Below are 18,230 nucleotides of genomic sequence, written 5' to 3'. Positions count from 1 at the left end.
TTACCACTCTCCGCTGTTTTCCATCCACTCCGTCAGCGTGTCCAGACTCTGGTGCGCCGTTAAATCCACATGCAGTGGGGTCACGGAGACGTAATTGTTCTCCACGGCGTGAAAATCGGTTCCCTCACCCGCATCTTTGGCTGCCGGTACGGGGCCTATCCAATAAATATCATTGCCGCGCGGATCTTTTTCACAAATCACTTTACCGGCTGGATGACGATGACCACAGCGAGTAATTTTCACGCCACAGATTTGATCCAATGGCACATCTGGCACATTGATATTCAAGATCCGATTGGTGCGCAAAGGGCGGCGCTGCAAGGCACGCAAGAAACGGGCGGTGATCACCGCCGCAGTTTCATAGTGGGTAGTGCCATTGAGCGATACCGCCAGTGCCGGATAGCCCATATGCCGCCCTTCGGTGGCGGCGGCAACGGTACCGGAATAGATCACATCATCGCCCAGATTGGGACCGGCATTAATGCCTGACACCACGACATCTGGCAGCGGCGCCATCAGGCCATTCACCGCCAGATGCACGCAATCGGTCGGGGTGCCGCGCACGCTAAAATCGCCATTGGCCAGCTTTTGAATACGCAGGGGCATTTCCAGCGTCAATGAGTTGGAGGCGCCGCTGCGGTTACGATCTGGCGCGACTACCGTCACCTCAGCAAATTTGCGCAGCTCGGCCGCCATCGCTTGGATACCGGGGGCGGTAACGCCGTCATCGTTACTCAGCAGAATCCGCATGCCCGTCTCCTTCCTCGTCGACTATTGCAATTTCACGCACCACGCTAGTTGCGTAGCTGCCCGCTGGCAGGAAAAATTGCAATTGCAGGCCCTCATCCAGCCAGCTCCAACGCAGCTCTTGCGGTACCACCAGCAGCGCACGGCGCGCCGGCTCTAAACGCTCACGCTTAAGCAGAGCCAGCAGATCATCTTGTCCTTCCAGTTGCGCTTGCTCTAATGCCAGCGCCGGACCTTGAGAGCCGAGCTCACCATCGCCAACCATCGGCGCGGTAATATTCACATCACGCTCTTGCAAACGCTGCTGCGATGCTGCCAGCTCTTCAGGCGTCACCACGAACCAGCTGTTGCGACCCGCCAGTTGCAGGGCATCGCCTTCCAGCACTTGCTGCTGCAAACCTTGCTCAATACGGGCACTGACGATGCGGTTAAACAGTTCACTGCGCGCCGCAGACAGGCAGAAGCTGCGCTTGTTGCGGTCTTTAATCTTCACTTCACCACGCGCCCAGCGTAAAGCCAGTTGCAGGTTGTTGCCATCACGGCCAAAACGCTGTTCGCCAAAATAGTTGGGTACCCCAGACTCGGCAATGGCTTGCAGACGCTGCTCTAGGGCGGCATCCGGCGTCAAATCACGCAGCAGCAATGTAAAGTGATTACCGCGCAGAGCGCCGGTGCGCACCTTACGGTTGTGGCGAACCACTTGCACCACTTCACAGCCTTCCAGCGCAAATTGACTAAAATCTGGCGTCACTTTGCCTGGAATATGCAGACCAAACCACTGTTCCGTAACCGCATTGCGGTCTTTCAATCCCGCATACGCCACGTTACGCGCAGGAATACCGGCAAATTGAGCCAGCTTTTCTGCCACAAACTTGGTGTTGCAGCCGGTTTTGCGCACATACACCATGACGTGCTCGCCTTCACCGGCAAACTCGTAACCTAAATCTTCAACAACCTTGAAATCTTCCGGTTGGGCTTTCAGACGGGCACGCAGCGCCGGTTTTCCCAGCAGATAGCAACACTCACTCACAATGACTCTCCAGCAGTAATGCAACGGCCTCACAGGCAATCCCTTCACCACGGCCAGTAAACCCGAGTTTTTCGGTGGTGGTTGCTTTAACATTTACGCACTCCAGTGCGCATTCTAAATCGGTAGCAATATTTTCCCGCATCGCGCTAATGTGCGGAGCCATTTTTGGCGCTTGGGCAATGATGGTGACATCCACGTTACCAATGCGGTAACCGCGCGCTTTGATCTGACGGAAGGCTTCACGCAGCAAACCACGACTGTCGGCACCTTTATAGGCCGGATCGGTGTCTGGGAACAGGTGGCCGATATCACCGAGCGCAGCAGCGCCCAGCAGAGCGTCGGTCAGCGCATGCAGCGCCACATCGCCATCCGAGTGCGCCAGCAAACCCTGAGCATAAGGAATAGTCACGCCACCAATTACGATCGGGCCTTCGCCGCCAAATCGGTGTACATCAAAACCATGTCCAATACGCATATTTCGCTCTCCTCACGCGTTGTGTTCCGTCGTACAGAAAACCGTCATACAAAAAACGGTTAGACAAAAAAGATGGGATCAGCTCGGCTGGGCATCTGCCCCTGATAACCGCTGGGACAGGAAAAAGTCGGCCAACGCCAGATCTTCTGGCTGAGTAACCTTAAGATTATCGGCCCGTCCAGTGACCAATTGAGGGTGATAGCCGCAATACTCCAGCGCAGACGCCTCATCGGTGATCTCCGCCCCGTCTTGCAATGCCTGTTGCAGGCTCGCGCGCAGCAGTCCCAGTGGGAACATTTGCGGCGTTAAGGCGTGCCATAACTGACGACGTTCGACAGTCTGTTCAATCAAGCCATCGGCATTACTGCGCTTCATGGTGTCGCGCACCGGAGCTGCCAATAAGCCGCCAATGGTATCTGGCTGCAAGGTCAAATCCAACAGTCGGTTTAAATCGGTCTGGGTCAGACAAGGGCGCGCGGCATCATGCACCAACACCCATTGTTCGGCAGGCAAGCTCAGCGCTTGTAAGGCAGCCAACACAGAATCGGCGCGATTCTCGCCTCCGGTCACCACGCTAACGCGCGGCTCCTTGGCCAGTGGCAAATCGGCAAACCAGCGGTCTTGCGGATGCAGCGCCAGTACCACATTACGGATGCGCGGGTTTTGTAGCAGCACAGCCACGGTGTGCTCCAGCAAGGTTTTGCCGTGCAACATCAGATACTGCTTTGGTACGGCGGCTTGCATACGCGAGCCAATGCCGGCTGCGGGAATGACAGCAACAAAAGAGGCCTGCGCCTCACTCTCGGGATGGGTCATCATTGTGTATTTGTCGGTTTATCCGCCGGCAACAGGCGGTAGAAGGTTTCTCCCGGTTTCACCATACCAAGTTCATCACGGGCACGCTCTTCAATCGCTTCCAGACCACTGGAAAGATCATCGATTTCAGCAAACAACTGTTCGTTGCGGCTTTTTAATTTGGCGTTGCTTGCTTCTTGTGTCGCGACTTCTTGCTGGATACGGGTATAAGTATGGATACCATTTTTACCCAGCCACAGGCTGTACTGTAACCAGCCCAATATCACGAGTAAAAGTATGCTCAGTTTACTCATCTTATCCCCCCAGAAAAACCCGGCTATCATCCCATATCTGCTGGTTTTCTACCACTGCCATAACAGTCTGGCTCTTGAGGGGAAAACTGTAAAATAATCACGACGCTGCCGGTTTACGTTGTCAGCGTTTTACGGCGCTCATTTTATGCCCACTGATGCTTAACTTGGTGAGGTGACACGGCATCCATAACGGCTATTTTTTAATCCTACGATTTAATACTGCTTGTTAATAGCCGCGTGGTAACACTGACCTTTATGCCGGCAAACGGGCAAAAAAAAGCCGCCCAATGGGCGGCTTTTCTGCATCAGACTTTACGGCACCAAACAATGCCGTAAAGGGGTTTCAAGCTAAAGCGGCAATTACGCCTGGCCTTTCACTTCTTTCAGACCGTTGTATGGTGCTTTTTCGCCCAGCGCTTCTTCGATACGGATCAGCTGGTTGTACTTAGCAACACGGTCAGAACGGCTCATAGAACCGGTCTTGATTTGGCCAGCCGCAGTACCTACAGCCAGGTCAGCGATGGTCGCATCTTCAGTTTCACCAGAGCGGTGAGAGATAACTGCAGTGTAGCCAGCGTCTTTCGCCATCTTGATAGCAGCCAGAGTTTCGGTCAGAGAACCGATCTGGTTGAACTTGATCAGGATGGAGTTAGCGATACCGTTGTCGATACCACGCTTCAGGATCTTGGTGTTAGTTACGAACAGGTCGTCACCAACCAGTTGGATCTTGTCGCCCAGGATCTTGGTCTGATAAGCAAAACCTTCCCAGTCAGACTCGTCCAGACCGTCTTCGATAGAAACGATTGGGAACTTGGTGGTCAGCTCAGCCAGGTAGTCAGAGAAAGCGTTCGCGCTGAACACTTTGCCTTCGCCTTTCAGGTTGTACTCTTTCTTCTCTGCGTCGTAGAACTCAGAAGCTGCGCAGTCCATCGCCAGAGTAACGTCTTTACCCAGAACATAACCAGCAGCAGCAACAGCTTCTGCGATCACTTCCAGTGCTTCAGCGTTTGACTTCAGGTTTGGCGCGAAACCACCTTCATCACCTACTGCAGTGTTGTAGCCTTTAGACTTCAGTACTTTAGCCAGGTTGTGGAACACTTCAGAACCCATACGTACGGCTTCTTTCAGAGTCTTCGCGCCAACTGGCTGGATCATGAACTCTTGGATATCAACGTTGTTATCAGCGTGCTCACCACCGTTGATGATGTTCATCATTGGCAGAGGCATAGAGTACACGCCTGGAGTGCCGTTCAGTTCAGCGATGTGCGCGAACAGTGGCATACCTTTAGCAGCAGCCGCTGCTTTGGCGTTCGCCAGAGATACCGCCAGAATAGCGTTCGCACCAAAGTTAGACTTGTTCTCAGTACCGTCCAGATCGATCATGATCTGATCGATTTCAGCTTGCTGCTTAGCATCTTTGCCCAGCAGAGCTTCAGCGATTGGACCATTAACAGCACCAACAGCTTTCAGAACGCCTTTGCCCATGAAACGTGACTTGTCACCGTCACGCAGTTCCAGTGCTTCACGGGAACCGGTAGATGCACCAGACGGCGCAGCAGCCATACCTACAAAGCCGCCTTCCAGGTGTACTTCGGCTTCAACGGTAGGGTTACCACGGGAGTCGATGATTTCACGAGCCAGTACTTTAACGATCTTGGACATAACTTTTCTTCCTATTAAAAGTGAGCCTGAACTTTAAGCTGAAACACCAAAGTGTGCCGCATCAACAGCGGATACCGCACACTCCATGATTTTCGTTACTTAATCTGGCGCGCCTGATAATCCCCTGCGGCTTTCACAAAGCCTTCGAACAGTGGGTGGCCATCACGCGGCGTTGAAGTAAACTCTGGGTGGAATTGGCAAGCCACAAACCATGGATGGTTAGGCACTTCAACAATCTCAACCAGTTGTTTGTCCGCTGAACGACCTGTTACACGCATACCGGCTTTCTCAATCTGCGGCAGCAGATAGTTGTTGACCTCGTAGCGGTGACGGTGACGTTCATGAATTGTCGGCTGACCATACAGTTTACGAGCGGTGCTGCCTTCTTCCAGGTGGCACAGCTGTGCACCCAGACGCATGGTACCGCCCAGATCAGACGCTTCAGTACGAACTTCAACGTTGCCTTCTTCATCTTTCCACTCAGTGATCAGCGCAACAACAGGGAATTTGCTGTTGGCATCAAACTCGGTGGAGTTGGCACCTGTCATACCGGCTACGTTGCGCGCGTATTCGATCATCGCAACTTGCATGCCCAGACAGATCCCCAGATACGGAATATTGTTTTCACGTGCGTAGCGGGCCGCCATAATCTTGCCTTCTACGCCACGGTTGCCGAAGCCACCCGGAACCAGGATTGCATCCAGGCCTTTCAGCAGGTCAGTACCTTTGCTTTCCACATCCTGCGAATCGATATAGCGGATGTGAACAGTCAGACGGTTTTTCAGGCCGCCGTGCTTGAGCGCTTCGTTCACGGACTTATACGCATCCGGCAGCTCAATGTACTTACCGACCATACCGATGGTCACTTCACCGGTCGGATTGGCTTCTTCGTAAATCACCTGTTCCCATTCAGACAAGTCAGCTTCCGGACAGTTCACACCGAAACGCTTACAAATGTACTGATCCAGGCCCTGTGATTTCAGCAGAGCAGGGATTTTATAGATGGAATCCACATCTTTCAGTGAGATAACCGCCTTTTCTGGCACATTACAGAACAAAGCGATCTTCGCACGTTCGTTGGCCGGAATAACACGGTCAGAACGGCAAATCAGGATATCTGGCTGAATACCGATAGACAGCAGCTCTTTTACAGAGTGCTGGGTCGGTTTGGTTTTCACTTCACCGGCAGCGGCCATGTATGGCACTAAAGTCAGGTGCATGAACAGCGTGTGCTCACGGCCTACTTCAACCGCCAGCTGACGGATAGCTTCCAAGAATGGCAGGGATTCGATATCGCCCACGGTACCGCCGATTTCAACGATAACGACGTCGTGGCCTTCGGCACCGGCGATAACACGCTCTTTGATCGCATTAGTAATATGCGGAATAACCTGAATGGTCGCCCCTAAGTAATCACCACGGCGCTCTTTGCGCAGCACGTCGGCGTATACGCGACCGGTAGTGAAGTTGTTGCGGCGGGTCATCTTAGTGCGAATAAAACGCTCATAGTGGCCCAAATCAAGGTCTGTTTCCGCACCGTCTTCCGTTACGAATACTTCACCGTGCTGGATTGGGCTCATGGTGCCCGGATCCACGTTGATGTAAGGGTCCAGTTTCATGATGGTGACATTGAGGCCACGCGCTTCGAGAATCGCGGCCAGTGATGCTGCTGCAATGCCTTTACCTAGCGAGGATACAACCCCACCGGTCACAAAAATATAATTTGTTGTCATGCTGAACCTGAGAGTTAGGTTTATGGGAGAAAAGGAAGAACAAAGACGGGATAATAGTATACCAGAGCTCCCCCCCGACCACAAACGGGAAGCGAGCCGGTTATCCCGACGCCATGTTGTTCTTTACTTCTCTCGGCAACGCACTGCCAGTATCTACTGCTCGCTTAAGAGGGCTCGCGGCGCTTGATCTCTTGCCACAATGCTTCCATCTCTTCCAGCGACGTTTCACTCATCAACGCCCCTCTCGCCGCAACAGCCTGTTCAATTTGACGGAACCGCCGTTCAAATTTGTCACACGCCTGTTGCAGTGCCAACTCAGGACGATGCCCAAGGTGACGACTGAGGTTTACGGTAGCGAAAAGCAGATCTCCGATTTCTTCCGCTAATTTTACCTCATTTTTTGTCACCTGACACGCTTCAGCTAGCACTTCATCGATCTCTTCGTGCACTTTTTCGACAACTGGGCCCAAAGTATCCCAATCAAAGCCCACTGTTGCACAACGTTTCTGCATTTTATAGGCGCGCATCAAAGCCGGTTGCGCTTTCGGAATGTCATCCAACACTGAGGTTTGCGCTTTGGCCGCACGCTCTTGCTGCTTGATAGTCTCCCAACGCTCGCTGACCGTCTCCGGCGCAATTGCCTCAGTGGTGAGCGCATCTGCCGGCACCACCGCTTCACTATCACGATTATCTTGAGCTTGGTTAGCTTGATCTTGGTTATCCTGATCTTGGTGATCTTGGTGATCTTGGCCCGCAAACACGTGCGGATGACGCCGCTCTAATTTGTCACTGATGGCAGCGCAGATATCGTGAAAATCAAACAAACCTTGCTCGCTGGCCATCTGGGCATAAAACACCACTTGATACAGCAAATCGCCTAGCTCGCTTTTCAGCTCGGTGTAATCTTCGCGCGCGATAGCGTCGATCACTTCGTAGGTCTCTTCCAGGGTATAAGGCGCGATGCTGGCGAAGGTCTGCTGCTTGTCCCACGGACAACCGGCTTGCGGATCGCGCAGACGCTGCATGATGGAAAGTAAACGGGATAAGGAGTCCGAAGAAGACATGCGATGTTCTACCTGTAGTTAAAAAGCGCTGTAGTGAAAAAGCTCACTGGTTAAAAAACGAAATTGATGGATAAACCGATAGATAAAAAACGGGCGCTAAACAGCGCCCGTAGTCATGAGTGTCATGTTGCGTCATGCCGCGCATTGAATTGGCGTGCTGACCAACACCGGAGCACCTAAGCAGACTCAGCCACGCAAGCGACGGGCTTCAATCACATCCGACAGCTGCCCGATACGAGTCAAAATCCGGCCCAGCGCCTGCAGGTTATACAGCTCCACTTCCATATCGATGGTCGCCAGCTGCTTTTTAGTATCGCTACGGCTGGCCACGCCCAACACATTGACCTTTTCGTTGGCCAAGATGGTGGTTATATCGCGCAGTAACCCACTACGATCATTGGCCAGCACCCGCAAACTTAAGGTATAGCCGGAGGAGTAGCACTCGCCCCACACCGCTTCCACAACCCGCTCCGGCGCGTGATTGAGCAGCTCATGCAGCTGTTCACAATCCGCGCGGTGGATAGAGATACCGCGCCCTTGGGTGATGAAACCGACAATCTCATCGCCTGGAATGGGCTGGCAGCAGCGGGCGATGTAGTGCATCAGGTTACCCACCCCCTCAACCACAATCCGCCCCGGCTTGTGCTCGGTGGCTTTGTTGGCTGCCGCATGTTGCGCCTTGGCGGCAATGGTGCGCAGCGCTTCTTTATCGGCCGTTTCGGCATCGGGCTTCATCAGCCGATTTTGCAGGAAGTTGACCAACTGGTTCAGACGCAGATCGCCACCACCAATCCCGGCCAGCACCTCTTCCATGGTCTTGACGTTAAAGCGCTCCAGCACCAGCTTTTCGACATCTTTCACGCCCAAGCCCATGCGCGACAATTCACCTTCCAGCATCTCTTTACCGGCAGCGATGTTTTTATCGCGATCGAGCTTTTTAAAGTAGGCATGAATTTTCGCCCGGCCACGGCTGCTGTTCACAAAGCCGAGGTTCGGGTTCAGCCAGTCACGGCTCGGGTTCGGATTTTTCTGGGTGATGATTTCAATCTGATCGCCCATCTGCAGCTTGTAGGTGAAAGGAACAATCCGGCCACCTATCTTGGCCCCGATACAACGGTGCCCGACATCGCTGTGAATGTGGTAGGCAAAATCAAGCGGCGTCGAGCCGGCCGGTAAGTCCACCACATCGCCTTTTGGCGTAAACACATACACCCGGTCATCGAACACTTGGCTGCGCAGCTCATCAAGCATTTCGCCCGAATCGGAGATCTCTTCTTGCCAAGCCAGCAACTTACGCAACCAAGCAATACGCTCTTCGTAGCCGGAGCGCACGTTGCCGCCGCCTTCTTTATATTTCCAGTGCGCCGCCACCCCGAGCTCCGCATCTTCGTGCATCTGACGGGTACGGATCTGAATCTCGATGGTTTTGCCTTGCGGCCCTAACACCACGGTATGAATTGACTGATAACCGTTTGGCTTCGGGTTGGCCACGTAATCGTCAAATTCACTCGGCAGATGTTTAAAGTGGGTATGCACCACCCCGAGCGCTGCGTAGCAGTCTTGCAAACGTTCGGTGATGATCCGAATCGCCCGCACATCAAACAGCTCATCAAATTCCAGCATCTTTTTCTGCATCTTGCGCCAGATGCTGTAGATGTGTTTCGGGCGGCCATACACTTCGGCCTGTACGCCAGACTCTTTGATATAGCGGCGCAGCGTATCAACAAAGGTATCGATGTACTGTTCACGATCGATACGACGCTCGTGCAGCAATTTCGCAATACGCTTGTATTCGGCAGGATGCAAATAGCGGAAGCAATAATCTTCCAGCTCCCACTTGAGCTGACCAATCCCTAAGCGGTTGGCCAGTGGCGCGTAAATGTTGGTACACTCTTTAGCCACCAACACCCGCTGTTCTTCATCGGCGTCTTTGACTTCCCGCAGGTGCGCGATGCGCTCGGCGAGCTTAATCACCACGCAGCGGAAATCCTCTACCATCGCCAGCAGCATACGGCGGACGTTGTCCACCTGCTCGGACGAAGTAGAGCCGTTTTGTGTTGCATTCAGCTGGCGGATAGCATCCATTTCCATCACACCGCTGATCAGGTTCATGATCGATTTACCGCACTCTTCCTCGACGCGCTCCGGCGTCAGTACCCCATCGGAGACTAACGGGAAAATCAAGGCGGCACGCAGGCTGTCGATATCCATGCTGAGGGTGGCCAAAATCTCCACCATCTCCAGACCGCGGGATAACAACACGCCAGCATGCTCAGGATCGGCAATCTGAGCCTCACAATAACGCCAAGTTTCGGATACACGGGTTCCGGCCTCTGGGCTTAACCCAAGGCTGTTAATCCATTTTTCGAGCGCAAACACCCCGTCTTTATTTAGGTGCGCACCACGAACTGCAACCATAATTCATCCCTATCGCTTGGCTTTCATCGTTATATTTACCGGACGGCCCCTCTTCGCGAAGCCGTCCGTGCTTTGCATACTGTTTTTAACAGAAAAAAACCGGCCTCGACTACTGATTATTGCGCAAAAGTATTCTTAACGGATGCAGGAGGGCGTTTTTTTCCCGTTCGCACAAACAGCGCCATCGACTCCAGATGTGCCGTATGCGGGAACATATCCAGCATTCCCAGTTGTACCAGCTGATAACCAGCTTCAATCAATACATTACTGTCGCGCGCCAGTGTCGCCGGGTTACAGGACACATAGACAATCCGCTCCGGTTGTAAGTTCACTATATGTGGCATCACCGCCAACGCGCCGGCGCGCGCCGGATCCAGCAACACCTTATTGAAGCCTTCTTGCGCCCACGATTGCTGGGTCAACGGCTCATCCAAATTGCAGGCATAAAACCGTACGTTAGCCAGCGCGTTGTCGGCGGCGTTACGGCGCGATTGCTCAACCATCGCCTCAACCCCTTCCACGCCGACCACGTCTGCTGCCAGTTTTGCCGCTGGCAGGGTGAAGTTACCCATGCCGCAAAACAGATCCAGCAGGCGGTCTTGCGCGTCCAATTCTAACCACGCCAGGGCTTGTGCCACCATTTGCTGATTCACATTCGGATTAACCTGAATGAAATCACGCGGCGAAAAATGCAAATTCAGGCCATCAATACGGTACAGCGGCCATTGCCCGTACCAGCAAGTGAGCTGTTCACTGTCTGGCGCCGAGAACAAGTTCAGTTGGCGAACTTGCGCCAAGGCCAGCAGCGCTTGTTTGTCACTCTCCGGCAGCGCTTGCGTATGGCGCACCACCAGTAAGATGCCGTTATCCGCGGCCACCAATTCGATATGGCCAATCGCACGTACCGCCTGCAAGTTGCTTAAGCATTCACGTAGCGCAGGCAACAGTGCCGAAAGCTCAGGCTGCAACACCGGACAGGTATGAATATCGACGATGTTATCTGAGCCGGCCTGCCGAAAACCCAGCTGCAACTGACGCGTTTTTTTATCCACCCGTACACTTAAACGGGCGCGGCGACGATAGCCATACTGTGGCCCTTCAATCACACCGCCATTGACGCGCAGCTCGGCAAGCCCTGTTTCACGGCTCATCATGCGCTGCAGCGCTTGCTGCTTACTGGCCACCTGCAACGCATAATCGACATGCTGCATTTGGCAGCCGCCACACTGGCGGTAATGCGGACACGGCGGAGTCTGGCGCTGGGCGCTCGGTTGCAAGATTTTCTGGCAATGCGCCTTGGCGTACTGCCGTTTATCTTCATAAATCCGGGCGATCACGCGCTCCCCCGGCAGTGCACCACTGACAAACAGGGTCTTCCCCTGCCAACGGGCCACTCCCTGCCCCTGATAATCCAGTGAGAGGATCTCGGTTTCTGCGCTTTGGGTCGCAGAAGGACGTTTTTTTGCCGGAGTATAAAATTGCGCCATGAATGTCTAGCCGGAATCAGGTAAATTATGCGGTTAAATAGTATTTTCCCACAGATAGCGACCGATGACCAATTACGGCCTGCGTGCTCGGGTAATTACAATGACACTGGCGCCAACCCTGATCATCGGGTTGCTGCTCAGTGCCTTCTTTGTGGTGAACCGCTACCGCGATCTTGAACAGCAACTGATTGATGAAGGCACCGCCATCATCGAACCTTTATCCGTGTCCACGGAATATGCGATGACCTTTCGCAACCGAGAATCAGTCAAACAACTGATCAATCTGTTGCATCGTCGTCACTCGAATATTGTCCGCTCGATTGCGGTGTTCGATGCGGATAACCGCCTGTTCGTCACCTCGAACTTCCATCGCAACTTCTCGGTTTTGCAGTTGGAGGATGCCAGCCATATTCCGCTACAAGTGATGTTAAGTCGCCAAGATCAGATGCTGATTATCCGCACGCCGATTTTCGCCGATGCAACGCTATCTGATGCCGCGACCAGCGATCCGGACAAAACCCGACCACTTGGTTACATCGCAGTCGAGCTTGATGTCCGGCCGATGGAGCTACAGCAATACCAAGAAATTGGTGCGGCCTTGGGCATGTTGGTGTTCTGCTTGATTATCGCCGGCGTGTTCGCCTATCGCCTGATGCGCGTGGTCACCGTGCCAATTACCCACATGGTGCATACGGTGGATCAAATTCGCCGTGGCCAGCTCGATAGCCGCGTGGAAGGCAAGATGCTGGGCGAGTTGGATATGCTGAAAAATGGGATTAACTCGATGGCCGTCTCCTTGACAGCCTATCACGAGGAGATGCAGCAGAGTATCGATCAGGCCACTTCGGATTTGCGCGAAACTTTGGAGCAGATGGAGATCCAGAACGTAGAGCTGGATCTGGCCAAAAAACGGGCGCAGGAAGCGGCGCGGATTAAGTCTGAATTCTTGGCCAACATGTCGCACGAACTGCGCACCCCACTCAATGGCGTGATTGGCTTTACCCGCCAGATGCTCAAAACGCGGCTCAGTCCAAGTCAGACGGACTACCTGCAAACCATCGAGCGTTCGGCGAATAACCTGCTGACTATCATCAATGACATCCTCGATTTCTCCAAACTGGAAGCCGGTAAGCTGGTGCTGGAGCAAATTCCGTTTGGAGTGCGCGACACCATCGATGAAGTGATGCTGCTACTGGCCCCGAATGCCCATGAAAAAGGCATTGAGCTCACCCTAACCTTAAGCCAAGAAGTGCCGGAATACGTGGTCGGTGACCCGCTGCGCATCCAGCAAATTCTGACCAACCTGATTGGTAACGCCATCAAGTTTACCGAGCACGGCAATATTGATGTGCAAATCGAGCAACGCAGCCGCACGCCGGGAAGCGTCGAGCTCTTATTGCAGGTGAAAGATACCGGTATCGGGATCTCCGAGCGCCAGCAAGCGCAGCTGTTCCAAGCCTTCCGCCAAGCCGATGCCAGCATCTCACGCCGCTATGGCGGGACCGGTTTAGGTTTGGTGATCACACAAAAACTGGTCAAAGAGATGGGCGGTGAAATTGGCTTCCAAAGCCGCCTGCACAAAGGCTCGAGCTTCTGGTTTACCGTGCCGCTGGCGCTGACCGAAAGCGCCCACCATGACGCGCCGAAACTGCAATCATTGCAAGGTCAGCACATTTTGCTGATTGAGCCAAACGAGAATGCGGCCCAAGCGGTGATGAGCATGTTCGAGCACCAACCGGTGCATATTGAGCATGCCGATTCGTTAGCCAGTGCTCCGCCAGAGAAAGTGGAGATCGTGCTATTGTGCTTTGCCGCCACGCTGACCCACGACACCGCCAGCATGGTGCAACAAATTCGCGTCGCGCGGCGCTATGCTGGACGCGTTGTCATCGGCTTGCCGAGCAAAGATCTGAACATTGCCGATGAGCTGGTTCAAGCCGGAGCGGAAGCTTGCCTAACCAAACCGCTGGCGCGCACCCGTCTGTTCCATACGCTGCAAGATGGCTGTTTGGTCGCCCTGCCTGACCAGGTGCTGACGCCGAAACTGCCGCTGCGCGTGATGGCAGTCGATGATAATCCGGCTAACCTCAAGCTGATCGGCACCTTGCTCGGCGAGATGGTCGAGCAAACAATATTGTGCAGCAGTGGCCAAGAAGCGCTGCAACAAGCCGGTCAACATGCCTTCGACATTATTCTGATGGATATTCAGATGCCGGAGATGGATGGCATTCGCACTAGCGAGTTGATCCGCCAGCTGCCAAACAATGCCGATACGCCGATTGTGGCGGTCACCGCCCATGCCATGAGCGGTGAGCGTGAACGCCTGCTCGCCGCGGGCATGGATGACTACCTGACTAAGCCGATAGATGAAAGTATGCTGCAACGCATCATGGCGCTGCATACCGGCCAAGGGTTGCGTCAGGCCACGCTCACCAGCTCACAGCCACTGACCGAACCAAACCTGAGCACGCCACTCGCGCTGCAGGAGCCTAGCACTGTGACACCGGCATCGCTTGTCGCCCCTGCGGTAGCAGTCACGCCTGTAGTGCCAAGCGGCACGGAAGATGTCTCACTAAGCTGGCCACTGGCGCTACAGCAAGCTGGCGGCAAAGATGATTTGGCCCGTGAGCTGCTGCAAATGCTGCTCGATTTTCTCACTGAGATCGAACAGCAAGTGAATGCGGTGCTCAATGACCAGCCGGTAACCGATATCACCGCAAGCATCCACACCCTGCACGGCAGTTGCAGCTACAGTGGCGTTCCTCGTTTGAAAAAGCTGTGTCGCGAGTTAGAACAACAGCTGCGCCACGGCGTGGCTCCCGCAGAGCTAGAGCCGGAATGGCTGGAGTTACTCGATGAAATTGCCAATGTGCGTCATGAGGCGGCTGAAGTTTTATCCTGACGCCAGCGCAAGCATCAGCGTATATCGCTCGTAGGATGAGGCATTCGCGTTTAGTCGACGCATCCGCCGATATTAAAAAGCCCACCGCTTTCGCTTGTGGGCTTTTTTGTGGCTCGCCGTTGTGATGAGCCAGTTTATATCATCAGTGATACCCAGTACTGACATCACACGCCGGTCAGCACTCTAACAGCACCGTTGCGACCGCATAGTGCCGCTCATCGGCAATAGTGACATGCAGATGGGTAATGCCATAGCGCGCGGCCATTTCAGCCGCCACACCGTGCAAATGCAAACAGGGTTTACCGAGCGCATCATTGCACACTTCAAACTGATTAAACGCCAACCCGCTGCGAATACCGGTTCCTAGCGCCTTCGCCGCCGCTTCTTTGACCGCAAAACGCTTAGCCAAAAAACGCACCGGCTGCGCACTGGCCTGATATTGCGCCAACTCATTAGCCGTTAAAATGCGCTGCGCCAGCCGATCGCCAGAGCGCTCATGCACCTTAGCAATCCGCTCGATTTCAACGATGTCAGTCCCTAGGCCGAAAATCGCCATTATGCACGGGCGTTTTGCATGATTTGCTTCATGTCGGCCACGGCATTTTTCAGGCCATCAATTACCGCGCGACCAATAATGGCATGCCCGATATTCAGCTCATGCATTTCTGGCAGCGCCGCAATGGCCGCTACGTTGTGATAGGTCAGGCCATGTCCGGCGTTCACCATCAGGCCACGACCAGCGGCATATTCAGCGGCGGCAGCAATCTTGGCCAGCTCCATCGCTTGCGCCTCTTCAGTTTCGGCATCAGCGTACGCGCCGGTATGCAGCTCGATAAACGGCGCACCCACCGCCACGGCAGCATCAATTTGCTGCATGTCAGGGTCGATGAACAGAGAAACTTTAATATCCGCAGCGTGCAAACGTGCCACGGCAGCGGTCATTTTTTCCAACTGACCAGCCACATCCAGACCGCCTTCGGTGGTCACTTCTTCGCGCTTTTCCGGCACCAAGCAGCAGTAATGCGGACGAACCTCACAGGCGATATCCAGCATCTCCTCGGTCACGGCCATCTCCAGATTCATACGGGTCTGCAGCGTCTGGCGCAAAATCCGCACATCACGATCGGTAATGTGACGACGATCTTCGCGCAGGTGTACCGTGATCCCATCGGCACCGGCTTGCTCGGCAATAAACGCCGCATTCACCGGATCTGGATAAATCGTTCCGCGGGCATTACGAATAGTGGCGATATGATCGATGTTCACGCCCAGCAACAGCTTAGACATTTTTCGTCTCCTTGGAAAAATGACGGAAAAGTTCCCGACTTTTTAATGGTTTGCCGCCAAGATACGGTTTTAGCGCCATCCGTGTAAAGCGTTTCGCCGCTTTGAGCTGCTCGGCGCTGTCAAACTGACGTGCCGCCAACGCTTGCAACTGATCGCCGGTAAATGACAAAGGATCGACAATCATGGAGGCGATAAAACCTTTTTCGCTGCGATAGCGATAAGTCATGCTCGGCTCGACCGCGAGCCCGCTACCGGCACAATGCAGAAAATCCACCCCATAGCCGAGTGCTGGCAGTAACGCCAGTTCAAAACGGCGCAATGCCGGTTCTGGATTTTTTGGGTATTGGGCCAGCTCGCGCAAGCAGGTGAGATAATCGGTGAAGACCCCGCTATACGGAGTTTGTGGCTCCAGCACACGGGTAACCAGCTCATTGACATACAACGCGCTGTACAGTGCGATGCCACTGAAAGGCAGCGCTAAAGCAGCCGGCTCGGCGCTGCGTAAGGTTTTCACCTCACCACGACCGCTCCAGCGTAATAACAATGGCGTAAAGGGCTGCAAGCAGCCCTTTAACTGAGAACGACGACTTCTGGCACCTTTGGCCAGCATCCGCACCCGCCCCTCTTCTTCAGTGAAGATATCCAGCAGTAAACTGGTTTCACTGTAAGGACGTCCGTGCAACACAAAACCGCGCTGCCAGCCTTCCATCGCAAGCCTCGTCAGTGAGGCTTAGAGATCGTCGGTGTAGCCCAGACTGCGCAAGGCGCGCTCGTCATCGGCCCAACCGGATTTCACTTTCACCCACAGTTCAAGGTGAACTTTGGTGTCGAACATCTCTTCCATATCGCGACGCGCTTCGGTACCGATGACTTTGATTTTGCTGCCTTTGGCACCAATCACCATCTTCTTCTGACCATCACGCTCCACCAAGATAGCGGCATTGATGTCATAGCCGCCCATCTCGTTTACCACAAAGCGCTCAATCTCAACCGTTACCGAATACGGCAGCTCTTCACCCATAAAACGCATCAGCTTTTCACGGATGATTTCAGAGGCCATAAAGCGCTGAGAGCGGTCGGTTACGTAATCTTCTGGGAAGTGGTGAGTGCCTTCCGGCAGATGGTCATGCACGATACGCGCAATTTCATCAACCCCAGTGCCATTTTCCGCAGAAATTGGCACCACTTGCAGGAAGTTCATCTTCTCGGACAACATTTGGATATGCGGCAGCAAAATCTCTTTTTGCTTGATGCAATCCACTTTGTTGATCGCCAAGATCACCGGACAACGCGCTTGTTTTAGCTTGCCCAGCACCATTTCGTCATCGTCGTTCCAGTTGGTGCCTTCGACCACGAAAATGACCAGCTCCACATCACCAATCGAGCTGCTGGCCGCCTTGTTCATCAGGCGGTTAATCGCACGCTTTTCTTCGATGTGCAGACCCGGGGTATCCACATAAATTGCCTGATAAGCGCCTTGCGTATCGATACCGACAATACGGTGCCGCGTGGTTTGCGCTTTACGCGACGTGATGGAGATCTTCTGTCCCAGTAACTGGTTCAGTAGTGTCGATTTACCCACATTTGGGCGACCGACAATCGCCACAAATCCGCAATGCGTTTTTTCAGTTTCGGTCATACCTGCTCCAACTGCTTCAGTGCCAGATCGGCCGCGGCCTGCTCGGCTTTACGTCGGCTTGATCCCACGCCCACCACTGGTTGCGCCATTCCTTCGACTGAACAATGGATGGTAAATTCCTGATCGTGCGCTTCACCACGCACCTGTATTACCTGATAGACCGGCAACGGTAAACGACGCCCTTGCAGGTACTCCTGCAAACGGGTCTTTGGATCTTTTTGGCGATCGCCCGGACGAATTTCTTCCAAGCGAGCCTGATACCAGCGCAAAATCAGCTCACGCACCGCTTCCAGACCGGTATCCAGATACACCGCGCCAATAATGGCCTCCACGGTATCGGACAGAATTGATTCACGACGGAAACCGCCGCTTTTCAATTCGCCGGGGCCCAGACGCAAGTATTCGCCCAGCTCAAACTCACGCGCCAGCTCAGCCAGCGTATTGCCACGCACCAATGAAGCACGCATACGACTCATATCACCTTCGTCCACTTTCGGGAATTGGTGATACAAGGCATCGGCAATCACAAAGCTCAAAATGGAATCGCCCAGAAACTCCAGGCGCTCGTTATGTTTACCGCTGGCACTACGATGGGTCAGTGCCAGTTGCAGGAAATCAATATTTGTAAAGGTATAGCCCAGCTTACGCTGCAGCGTATTTAATGATGCATTCATCAA

16 protein-coding genes are annotated in these 18,230 nt (G+C 53.8%); 1 reads left to right on the top strand and 15 read right to left on the bottom strand.

The annotated features are described in order from the left end of the window. From surE to rlmD, 10 genes are all read right to left on the bottom strand, one after another. Entirely contained in the window at positions 1-750 is a 750-nt protein-coding gene (surE, locus tag LQ901_RS02280; RefSeq protein WP_152136416.1) for a 5'/3'-nucleotidase SurE, read from the bottom strand. Continuing rightward, on the bottom strand, positions 731-1,777 hold the full coding sequence (truD, locus tag LQ901_RS02275; RefSeq protein WP_225624430.1) for a tRNA pseudouridine(13) synthase TruD: 1,047 nt from the start codon (positions 1,775-1,777) through the stop codon (positions 731-733). The genes surE and truD overlap by 20 nt, the downstream gene beginning before the upstream one ends. After that, positions 1,770-2,252 carry a 2-C-methyl-D-erythritol 2,4-cyclodiphosphate synthase gene (ispF, locus tag LQ901_RS02270; RefSeq protein ID WP_010864361.1) on the bottom strand — a complete coding sequence of 161 codons (483 nt, stop codon included), beginning with the start codon at positions 2,250-2,252 and terminating at the stop codon, positions 1,770-1,772. The genes truD and ispF overlap by 8 nt, the downstream gene beginning before the upstream one ends. Before the next feature lie 78 nt (positions 2,253-2,330). After that, on the bottom strand, positions 2,331-3,071 hold the full coding sequence (gene ispD, locus LQ901_RS02265) for a 2-C-methyl-D-erythritol 4-phosphate cytidylyltransferase (protein WP_010864362.1): 741 nt from the start codon (positions 3,069-3,071) through the stop codon (positions 2,331-2,333). Continuing rightward, complete coding sequence (gene ftsB, locus LQ901_RS02260) at positions 3,068-3,361, bottom strand: cell division protein FtsB (RefSeq protein ID WP_010864363.1); 294 nt, start codon at positions 3,359-3,361, stop codon at positions 3,068-3,070. Before ftsB ends, ispD begins: the two co-directional genes overlap by 4 nt. 360 nt (positions 3,362-3,721) lie before the next feature. Continuing rightward, positions 3,722-5,023: a phosphopyruvate hydratase gene (gene eno / locus LQ901_RS02255; RefSeq protein WP_010864364.1), complete on the bottom strand. Its 1,302-nt coding sequence runs from the start codon at positions 5,021-5,023 to the stop codon at positions 3,722-3,724. Between the two features lie 95 nt (positions 5,024-5,118). Beyond that, positions 5,119-6,756, bottom strand: coding sequence for a glutamine hydrolyzing CTP synthase (pyrG, locus tag LQ901_RS02250; RefSeq protein ID WP_010864365.1), 1,638 nt, complete (start codon positions 6,754-6,756; stop codon positions 5,119-5,121). A gap of 164 nt (positions 6,757-6,920) precedes the next feature. Then, positions 6,921-7,820, bottom strand: coding sequence for a nucleoside triphosphate pyrophosphohydrolase (gene mazG, locus LQ901_RS02245; RefSeq protein ID WP_152128156.1), 900 nt, complete (start codon positions 7,818-7,820; stop codon positions 6,921-6,923). Between the two features lie 186 nt (positions 7,821-8,006). Next, positions 8,007-10,238: a GTP diphosphokinase gene (gene relA, locus LQ901_RS02240; RefSeq protein ID WP_010864367.1), complete on the bottom strand. Its 2,232-nt coding sequence runs from the start codon at positions 10,236-10,238 to the stop codon at positions 8,007-8,009. Positions 10,239-10,354: 116 nt separating this feature from the next. Further along, positions 10,355-11,725, bottom strand: a complete 1,371-nt coding sequence (rlmD, locus tag LQ901_RS02235; RefSeq protein WP_233671945.1) for a 23S rRNA (uracil(1939)-C(5))-methyltransferase RlmD — start codon at positions 11,723-11,725, stop codon at positions 10,355-10,357. 64 nt (positions 11,726-11,789) lie between these two features. On the opposite strand from rlmD, the gene barA reads away from it, so the two are divergent. After that, entirely contained in the window at positions 11,790-14,627 is a 2,838-nt protein-coding gene (barA, locus tag LQ901_RS02230) for a two-component sensor histidine kinase BarA (RefSeq protein ID WP_233671944.1), read from the top strand. 175 nt (positions 14,628-14,802) lie between these two features. Here the strand turns inward: barA and acpS are convergent, their stop codons facing one another. Genes acpS through rnc form a run of 5 tightly spaced genes read right to left on the bottom strand, consistent with a single transcriptional unit; the run spans position 14,803 to position 18,227 of the window. Further along, on the bottom strand, positions 14,803-15,183 hold the full coding sequence (acpS, locus tag LQ901_RS02225; protein WP_010864370.1) for a holo-ACP synthase: 381 nt from the start codon (positions 15,181-15,183) through the stop codon (positions 14,803-14,805). Then, a complete protein-coding gene (gene pdxJ / locus LQ901_RS02220; protein ID WP_106911923.1) occupies positions 15,183-15,914 on the bottom strand; it encodes a pyridoxine 5'-phosphate synthase in 732 nt (243 codons plus the stop codon). Before pdxJ ends, acpS begins: the two co-directional genes overlap by 1 nt. Then, positions 15,907-16,623 carry a DNA repair protein RecO gene (gene recO / locus LQ901_RS02215; protein ID WP_152108472.1) on the bottom strand — a complete coding sequence of 239 codons (717 nt, stop codon included), beginning with the start codon at positions 16,621-16,623 and terminating at the stop codon, positions 15,907-15,909. Before recO ends, pdxJ begins: the two co-directional genes overlap by 8 nt. Before the next feature lie 21 nt (positions 16,624-16,644). Next, positions 16,645-17,553, bottom strand: a complete 909-nt coding sequence (era, locus tag LQ901_RS02210; RefSeq protein ID WP_010864373.1) for a GTPase Era — start codon at positions 17,551-17,553, stop codon at positions 16,645-16,647. Beyond that, complete coding sequence (gene rnc, locus LQ901_RS02205; RefSeq protein ID WP_010864374.1) at positions 17,550-18,227, bottom strand: ribonuclease III; 678 nt, start codon at positions 18,225-18,227, stop codon at positions 17,550-17,552. Before rnc ends, era begins: the two co-directional genes overlap by 4 nt. Positions 18,228-18,230: the final 3 nt, after the last annotated feature.

The organism is Plesiomonas sp. PI-19 (assembly GCF_021368255.1).
Taxonomy (GTDB): Bacteria; Pseudomonadota; Gammaproteobacteria; order Enterobacterales; family CAMTGL01; genus Plesiomonas; species Plesiomonas shigelloides.
The sequence above is the reverse complement of the archived record's forward strand: the minus strand, read 5'-3'. Positions and strand labels throughout refer to the sequence as shown.

What these genes read in the sequence shown, in the direction of transcription:
- ftsB (WP_010864363.1), bottom strand. Translation starts at nt 3,361, where the DNA reads ATGAGTAAACTGAGCATACTTTTACTCGTGATATTGGGCTGGTTACAG.
- rlmD (WP_233671945.1), bottom strand. Translation starts at nt 11,725, where the DNA reads ATGGCGCAATTTTATACTCCGGCAAAAAAACGTCCTTCTGCGACCCAA.
- ispD (WP_010864362.1), bottom strand. Translation starts at nt 3,071, where the DNA reads ATGATGACCCATCCCGAGAGTGAGGCGCAGGCCTCTTTTGTTGCTGTC.
- pyrG (WP_010864365.1), bottom strand. Translation starts at nt 6,756, where the DNA reads ATGACAACAAATTATATTTTTGTGACCGGTGGGGTTGTATCCTCGCTA.
- era (WP_010864373.1), bottom strand. Translation starts at nt 17,553, where the DNA reads ATGACCGAAACTGAAAAAACGCATTGCGGATTTGTGGCGATTGTCGGT.
- acpS (WP_010864370.1), bottom strand. Translation starts at nt 15,183, where the DNA reads ATGGCGATTTTCGGCCTAGGGACTGACATCGTTGAAATCGAGCGGATT.
- mazG (WP_152128156.1), bottom strand. Translation starts at nt 7,820, where the DNA reads ATGTCTTCTTCGGACTCCTTATCCCGTTTACTTTCCATCATGCAGCGT.
- recO (WP_152108472.1), bottom strand. Translation starts at nt 16,623, where the DNA reads ATGGAAGGCTGGCAGCGCGGTTTTGTGTTGCACGGACGTCCTTACAGT.
- surE (WP_152136416.1), bottom strand. Translation starts at nt 750, where the DNA reads ATGCGGATTCTGCTGAGTAACGATGACGGCGTTACCGCCCCCGGTATC.
- eno (WP_010864364.1), bottom strand. Translation starts at nt 5,023, where the DNA reads ATGTCCAAGATCGTTAAAGTACTGGCTCGTGAAATCATCGACTCCCGT.
- rnc (WP_010864374.1), bottom strand. Translation starts at nt 18,227, where the DNA reads ATGAATGCATCATTAAATACGCTGCAGCGTAAGCTGGGCTATACCTTT.
- pdxJ (WP_106911923.1), bottom strand. Translation starts at nt 15,914, where the DNA reads ATGTCTAAGCTGTTGCTGGGCGTGAACATCGATCATATCGCCACTATT.
- ispF (WP_010864361.1), bottom strand. Translation starts at nt 2,252, where the DNA reads ATGCGTATTGGACATGGTTTTGATGTACACCGATTTGGCGGCGAAGGC.
- barA (WP_233671944.1), top strand. Translation starts at nt 11,790, where the DNA reads ATGACCAATTACGGCCTGCGTGCTCGGGTAATTACAATGACACTGGCG.
- relA (WP_010864367.1), bottom strand. Translation starts at nt 10,238, where the DNA reads ATGGTTGCAGTTCGTGGTGCGCACCTAAATAAAGACGGGGTGTTTGCG.